The sequence below is a fragment of the Falsiroseomonas sp. HC035 genome (genome assembly GCF_050563525.1).
Taxonomy (GTDB): domain Bacteria; phylum Pseudomonadota; class Alphaproteobacteria; order Acetobacterales; family Acetobacteraceae; genus Falsiroseomonas.
In genome coordinates this window covers 24182-31576 of record NZ_JBNXUN010000029.1, presented here as the reverse complement: position 1 = coordinate 31576, position 7395 = coordinate 24182, and the positions used below count along the sequence as shown (strand labels likewise).

The window sequence follows — 7395 nt, the reverse complement described above, 5'->3', positions numbered from 1 at the left end:
TTGAGGCCGCAGATCATTGCGGGCGCCCCGAAAATCCTTGCGCTCGGCGCAATCGTTCTGCATTTTTATCATATGCAGGAGGAAGCAATGTCCCGATCCCAAGGCGTCAGAGTTCCGCTCGTCGACCTTGCTTTGGCACCGGCCCTCCCGGACCGCCTCCGCGCACGGACTGCCCTGCCCCTGATTGCTGCGGTGTCGATACTGCTGTGGCTGGCCATCCTGGCGGGGTTCTTCTGGCTGATCGGGTAAAGGCACTACCGGAGCTCGTCAGGCCAGAACACCGCCCGCAAGGTCTGCAGCATGATCAGCAGGTCGAACCCGATCCCGAAGTTCTTTACGTAAAACAGGTCGTAGCTCAGCTTCGATCGCGCCGCGTTTAGCGACGTCCCACTGGGGTAGTTGATCTGCGCCCAGCCGGTGAGGCCGGGGCGCACGAGGTGCCGTTCCGCATACAGGGGCAGCTTGGCAGCGAAATCCCGGGCCAGCTCGGGACAATCGGCCTGAGGACCGACCAGTGACATCTCACCCTTCAGGACATTCACAAGCTGCGGCACATCATCAAGCCGCATGCGGTGCAGGAACTGCCCGACCGACGTGACGCGCGGCTTTCGCATGCCTGCCAGTTCGGCAGGCTGGGCTCCTGCCCGCGTGGCGGTTGTGCGCAGCTTCATCATGCCGAAGACACGGCCGGCGCGCGTGACATGGGGCTGCCGACCGAGGACGGGCCCGCGATCGATGAGCTTGACCGCCATGGCGGCGCATAAAAGCGTTGGCGCGACGAAAAGCAGCAAGGTCGCGCTCACGAAGATATCGAGTGCGCGCTTCGACACGCGGTCGACCATCCTAATCGTGAATCCGCTGGAGTAGAGAAGCCAGCCCAGGTCAAGGCGCTTGAGATCGATCCGCCCGATCTCCCTCTCCAGGAACTGCGCATACTCGCTCACGGGGTATCCCGCCATCTTGCAGGCGAGCAGGCTCTCCAGGGCCAGTCCGCGGCGCTCGTCCGGTGCTACTACGATCTGGTCGGGGTCGAGGCCGCGGACCGTAGCGAGGATGGAACCGCTGGACAGGAAGACACTGCTCCCAGGTTCGGCAGCCAGACGTGGATCCACCTCGCCCATGCCTTGCCCGTGCAGGAACGCCACGTCGAAGGCCAGGGTCCGTCCTTCTCGCCGCAGCAGCCAGACCAGGTCCCAGGCGCGGCGGCCTGCACCGATGATTAGGAGCCGGCGTCGGAAGGCACCTCGCCGACAAATCAGGAAGAACACCAAGCGTGCGGCCAGGCCCGCCGCTGCGAAGCACGGCACAGATGCAGCAAAGTGTAAGTGTAGGTCCGGGCTGCCAAACCGCTCGGCAGGACGGACAAAGCTCCCCAGGCCGTAAGGCTGCCAAAGGCGGCGGCCGCTGGCAGCCGTCCGAGCGATCGACGGATCTCGATGAGCGCCTCACGCCGATACAAGCCCAGGGCGTAGAGAAACAGCAGGGCGGCTGCGGGAAAGAACAGTCCGCTGATCCCAGGTGGATCGCCTCCGGCCAAAAGCGTCGCCACGCGCCAAGCCAAAGCCAAAAGGGCCGTGTCCAGCAGACAAAGGACAAGACCAGCTGTTGGTCCGCGGCGGGCTGATTTGATCATGTCGGCTCCGCTGTCGTGGTGCGTGCCTCCAGGCTGGCGGAGACCAATTCATGGAGATCGAGAAGCCGACGCGATCAGGTTCCCAAGCGTCAGCCTGTGGACGAAGGCAGCGTAGCAGGATCGGGCGAAGCATCCGATAGATAACGCTTAATTCAACACAAATGACAAAATATGACATATAAGAAATATTGTTTCCTTTAGAATTCCAACAACGCATAGCTGACTGATTCACAGGAGGTTTCTTTGCCGCCCCCACGCCCTGTTCTCGTCATCGAAGATGACATTGGCCTGCGTGAGACGCTCGTCGAGGAAATGCGGCTCGACGGCGCCTTCCTGATTGATGAAGCTGCAACCGCGGCCGAAGCTGAGACCCTACTCCGCGTGCCTCACGCTCGCTACGACGCGATCGTCCTCGACATCGGACTGCCGGATGGCGATGGCCGAGATCTCTGCGCGCGGCTGCGAAAGCAGGGGCACCGCATGCCGATCCTGATGCTCACCGGCGTGCACGGCGAACAGGACATCGTCCGCGGCCTGGACGCGGGCGCCAACGACTACATCGCCAAGCCATTCCGGATTTCCGAGTTGATGGCGCGACTGCGGGCGCAGCTGCGGGTATTTGACACATCCGAGGACGCCACCTTTGAGGTCGGCCATTACACTTTCCGACCATCCACCAGAATGCTGCTGGACACCGCAGGCAACCGCAAAATTCGCTTGACCCAAAAAGAGGCCGAAGTCCTGAAGTACCTCTACGGCGCAGGTGGTCAGCCGGTGGAGCGGCAGATCCTGCTGAACGAGGTCTGGGGGTATAACAACGCGGTTAGCACCCACACTCTCGAGACACACATCTACCGCCTCCGCCAAAAGATTGAGCTTGATCCGTCCAACCCTGCCCTGCTGCTGACCCGTAGTGGTAGCTACGGCCTGACGCTGGGGAGCTGAATAGAGTCAGAAAATGCGGGCAGACTTTTAGGGTTTGGAATATCCGCATCGAAACAAAGGGGCGTCCGTCATTTGTGGATGCCTCCTGCGGGTCAAGGTGTTCGGGCATGGCGGCGGTACCGAGGGCACGGGTGCGGTCATGATGGGATGGACGTCCCCGCTTCCTAGCCTGGAAAATTCATGAGGGTTGTCGGGCATGGTGCAAGCCGTTGAATGGCCATAGGATTCGGCTGCGAACCCAGAACCCTGCCGTTTCCGGACACCATGCCCACCGCCCCCGACGTTACGCTGCCCCTGCCGGGCCTGTCACCGGTCGCCGACAAACCCATCATCGCCCGCTTCGACAACGGATCCCTCTCGTCCAATGGCGGTCTGCTGGCGCTGCGTGAGGTCGAGGCGCGCCTCGACGTGGCCCGGCGCCTCGCCGCGTGCATCGATGATCCACGCATGCCCGAGCGCATCCAGCATGGCCTCGCCGAGATGCTGCGCTTCCGCCTGCTGATGATCGCCGCCGGCTACGAGGACGGCAACGATGCCGACAGCCTGCGCCACGATCCGCTGTTCAAGCTCGCCAATGGGCGCCTGCCTGGCGCGGCCGCGCTCTGCTCGCAGCCGACGATCTCGCGCCTGGAGAATACGCCGGGCCCGCGGGCGCTGGTCCGCATGGCGCGCGCCATGTTGGGGCTCTACTGCGCCAGTTTCCGCCAGGTGCCGCGCCGCATCACGCTCGACATCGACGACACCTTCGACGCCGTCCATGGCGGGCAGCAACTGCGGCTGTTCAACGCCTACTACGACGAATACGGCTTCCAGCCGATCATCGTCTTCGACAACGAGGGCCGACCCGTGGCCGCCATGCTGCGCCCGGCCAGGCGTCCGACCGGCGCCGAGGCGCGCAACCTCCTGCGCCGCCTGGTGCGCGAGATCCGCAGCCACTGGCCGCGCGTCGAGATCCTCATCCGCGCCGATAGTCACTATTGCGCGCCGGAGGTGCTGGATTTCTGCCGCGCGGCGCGCGTCGATTTCCTGCTGGGCGTCGCCGCCACAACGACGCTGCACTGCCATGTCGAGACGCTGGAGGTCAGCACCGCGCGTCGCCATACGGGCGCGCGAGGCGGCGACAAGCTGCGGCGCTACAAGGAATTCCACGACAGCGCTGCCAGTTGGACCCGCGTCGAGCGGATCATTGCCCGCGTCGAGGCTGGGCCGCAGGGCACCGACACGCGCTTCGTCGTCACCAACCTCGCCGCCGGATCGGCGCGCACGATCTACGAGGATCTCTATTGCCGGCGCGGCCAAGCCGAAAACCATGTGTGGACGGCCCCTTCGATGCAAGGGCGATGTGGTGTTCTGGCGCCGCGGTCGGGTGCGGTCATGTGTCCGGCCTCAATGTGCGGTACCGATGACCGCGGGCCCTGATGTAATCCGCGACCCTGCTCCCGATCACATGCAGCGCGTTCAAAGACGCTTTGGTTTTCTCGGGTTCTGCGGGGCCTCGGTATCGACCGTTTCGCCATTACCTCACGTTCGCCCTCACGCCCCACCGGCGCGGCGATCCCGGTGAGGAAGCTCCTGACCTCTACGCGGGCATGACGCTCAGCGGCGCCGCTTTGCCCGCACGATAAGCCTCACCACCCTGGAGCATCGCCCAAATGACGCGCACGGTCTTGTTCGCCAGCGCGATGGCAACGACCTTCAGCGGCCGGCGCTCGAGCAGCCGCGCCAGCCAGCTGCTGGCCTCCTGCGCCCGCTTGCTGCGGATCACTGCGATCGCGCCGATGAACAGCAGGCGCCGCAGATAGGTGTTCCCCGCCTTGGAGATGCTACCCTGCCTAGCCTTGCCGCCACTGCTGTTCTGCCGCGGCGTCAGCCCCAGGGCGGCCGAGAGGTGTCGGGGTGAGGTGAAGTTCGAGGCATCGCCGATCGTGGCGACCACAGCCGAGGCCGTGATTGGTCCGACGCCCGGGATCTTCGCCAACCGCCGGCTGGCTTCATTGCTCTTGTGCCACTCGATGATGAGTGCCTCGAGCTCCTCGATCTGCATCTCCACCGCCTCGATTTCGGCGGCGAGACAGCACAGTGAGGCGCGGGCCAGGGGCGGTATCTTGGTGTTCCCCGCCCCGACCAGTTCCGCCACAAGATCGGCGACCCGGTGGATGCCCTTGGCGGTGACGATGCCGAGTTCGGCAAGGTGGCCGCGGAGTGCGTTCACCAGCGCAGTCCGCTGCCCGACCAGCAGCTCGCGAGAGCGGTGCATCATCAGTGCCGCCTGCTGCTCGGGCGACTTGATCGGCACGAAGTGCATGGTGGGCCGCGTGACCGCCTCGCAGATCGCCTCCGCATCGGCGGCGTCGGTTTTACCGCGCTTGACGTAGGCCTTCACGTAGGTGGGCGGTAACAGCTTCACTTCGTGCCCGAGCGCAGTGATCTCGCGGGCCCAATAATGGCCGGTCCCGCACGCTTCGATGCCGACCAGCGCCTTGGGCTGCGCCTCGAAGAAGCGGAGCACGTCGCCGCGGCTGAGCTTGCGGCGCAGCACGACCTGGCCGGTGGCGTCGATCTCGTGCACCTGGAAGAAGTTCTTGGCGATGTCGAGGCCGATGGTGACGACGAGGGCGTTTGCAGTAGTCTTCATGGTGGACGGCTCCTTTCGCTCGATGCCTTCAACAGCTCCGAGCTTGGCACAGGATGCCGCTGGGGGCCGTCCACCACATCACATTAAGGCCTGGAAGTGCCATCTCGCCGCCGACCGCACCTCGTGCTGCCGCGCCACCGCCAACCAGTTCCGCCTGCTGCTGCACACCGGCGCCTACTGGCTGCTGTCGTCGCTGCGCAGCCTGATGCCGAAGCGATCTACCTGGCGCGTCGCGCAGTTCGACACGCTGCGGCTGCGCCTGGTGAAGCTCGCCACGCGCGTCGTCGCGCTGAAGACCCGCGTCATGCTGCACCTGCCGAGCGCCTGTCCCGATAAGGCCATCCTGCGCCTCGCGCTCGAACGTCTGCCGCGCCTGACCTGCTGAGCAACGGGGCGGACGCCCCGATCAAGCCCCAGACACCGCCACCCGCCAGCACCGCGATACGCACCACGAAGCCGCCGGCAACGCCGGCGAGGATCGAACGCGACCACGTCTCGCCTCCAAAGCCTGCCGCCCGACGTCCGCGCACTCCGACATGCCTCACGAATTATGCGGGCTAATCGAGATGGCGACGCGTCGGCTGCAATATTTAGTACTACTGTGTCATAAAATGCTTGCGTAACGCGGAGCTGTCTTCGTACGTGTGGGGGTTCATGCACGTCGAGGCGGGTCCGTGGTTGTCTCATCCGCGCTGGGCGACAGTGAATCGCGGTTTTCAGCCTATGTCGAGGCGCTTGGCGCGGCCCTCGGCCATGCCGACCGCGTCGCCCCGGCTCGGCGCTACTGCGCAGGCCTGCTGCTGCCGGGCGAGCGCAAGAGCATCGAGCCGATGGCCGCGCGCGTCGAGCCTGGGAGGGTCCAGGCCGCGCATCAATCGCTGCACCACCTGATCGCCAAGGCCGATTGGTCCGACGCGGCCGTGCTCGCCGTGGTGCGCGCCCGCGTGCTGCCCGCCATCCAGCAGCACGGGCCGATCCAGGCCTGGATCATCGACGACACTGGCTTCCCCAAGAAGGGCAAGCACTCCGTCGGCGTGGCGCGGCAGTACTGCGGCCAACTCGGCAAGCAGGACAACTGCCAGGTCGCCGTCCGCCTCTCCGTCGCCAACGAGCATGCCAGCCTGCCGGTGGCTTGGCGTCTGTACCTGCCGCAGGCCTGGGCCGAGGATGCCGAGCGGCGCAGCAAGGCTGGCGTGCCCGACGACCTGCGCTTCGCCACCAAGCCGCAGATTGCCCTCGAACAGATCCGCACGGCGCAGGCCGATGGCATCCCGCCCGGCATCGTGCTGGCCGATGCGGGCTGTGGCGTGGACACCGAGTTCCGCGACGGCATCACCGCCCTGGGCCTGACCTACGTCGTCGGCATCCAATCATCCGCCAGCCTCTGGCCGCCGGGCCAGGCACCGCTGCCGGTGAAACCCTGGAGCGGGCGGGGGCGGCCGCCGACCCGCGTCGGCCGCAGCGCCCATAAGCCCGTCGCGGCCAAGGACATCGCCACGGGGCTGCCCAAGGAGGCCTGGCGCCGGGTGACCTGGCGCCAGGGCACGAACGCCCCACTTGCCTCGCGCTTTGCCGCCGTCCGCGTCCGTCCCGCCCACCGCGACTACAAGGCTGCCACGCCACGAGCCGAGGAGTGGTGCCTGATCGAATGGCCCGTTGGTGAAGCCGAGCCCACCAAATTCTGGCTCTCGACGCTGCCCGCCAATACCAGCCGCACCAGCCTGGTCCGCCATGCCATGCTGCGCTGGCGCATCGAGCGCGATTACCAGGAGATGAAGCAAGAGATCGGCCTTGGCCACTATGAGGGCCGCGGCTGGCGTGGCTTTCACCACCACGCCAGCCTCTGCATCGCAGCCTACGGTTTCCTGATCGCCGAACGGGCGGCGATTCCCCCCTCAGCAGAACGCAGCACCCCGTTCATCCAAACGCCTGACATTCCCAAAACATACCGACCAAGGGGTGCCGCCGGTCCGACCTGAACGCCACGTCGCCAATTCCATCACCACCATGCGCCTTCGCATCGCTCGCGAACTTGCCCTCAGAATGCTGCGCTGTCCTTGCTGCCACCGCCTCACCCAGCGCCACTATTATGTGACACAGTAGTATCAGGGCTTAGCCCCGCGTGCTAGATCCCACACAAGTTAATGATGCCGACGCAAGCAACTCCACTTCGAACGCTCTG

5 protein-coding genes and 3 pseudogenes are annotated in these 7395 nt (G+C 65.3%); 5 read left to right on the top strand and 3 right to left on the bottom strand.

The annotated features are described in order from the left end of the window. On the top strand, positions 1 to 249 hold a 249-nt coding region (locus ACLF3G_RS27810; protein ID WP_430672633.1), incomplete at its 5' end, for a hypothetical protein. 5 nt (positions 250 to 254) lie between these two features. Here the strand turns inward: ACLF3G_RS27810 and ACLF3G_RS27805 are convergent. Then, positions 255 to 1268: a sugar transferase gene (locus ACLF3G_RS27805; RefSeq protein ID WP_430672634.1), complete on the bottom strand. Its 1014-nt coding sequence runs from the start codon at positions 1266 to 1268 to the stop codon at positions 255 to 257. Further along, the gene (locus ACLF3G_RS27800) at positions 1256 to 1633 is read right to left on the bottom strand and encodes a hypothetical protein (RefSeq protein WP_430672632.1); all 378 of its coding nucleotides are present in this window, start codon (positions 1631 to 1633) and stop codon (positions 1256 to 1258) included. Before ACLF3G_RS27800 ends, ACLF3G_RS27805 begins: the two co-directional genes overlap by 13 nt. A gap of 243 nt (positions 1634 to 1876) precedes the next feature. Here ACLF3G_RS27800 and ACLF3G_RS27795 point away from each other — a divergent pair, with 243 nt between their 5' ends. Further along, positions 1877 to 2578 (top strand): response regulator transcription factor, encoded by a 702-nt coding sequence (locus ACLF3G_RS27795; protein WP_430672631.1) that lies wholly within the window; start codon positions 1877 to 1879, stop codon positions 2576 to 2578. Positions 2579 to 2842: 264 nt separating this feature from the next. Continuing rightward, positions 2843 to 3892: pseudogene (locus ACLF3G_RS27790) on the top strand (IS1380 family transposase); the annotation flags it as partial. 265 nt (positions 3893 to 4157) lie between these two features. Here ACLF3G_RS27790 and ACLF3G_RS27785 read toward each other — a convergent pair. After that, entirely contained in the window at positions 4158 to 5213 is a 1056-nt protein-coding gene (locus tag ACLF3G_RS27785) for an IS110 family transposase (protein ID WP_430672630.1), read from the bottom strand. A gap of 73 nt (positions 5214 to 5286) precedes the next feature. On the opposite strand from ACLF3G_RS27785, the pseudogene ACLF3G_RS27780 reads away from it, so the two are divergent. After that, positions 5287 to 5598 (top strand): annotated as a pseudogene (locus tag ACLF3G_RS27780) (transposase); the annotation flags it as partial. Between the two features lie 289 nt (positions 5599 to 5887). Continuing rightward, positions 5888 to 7342: pseudogene (locus ACLF3G_RS27775) on the top strand (IS701 family transposase). Positions 7343 to 7395: the final 53 nt, after the last annotated feature.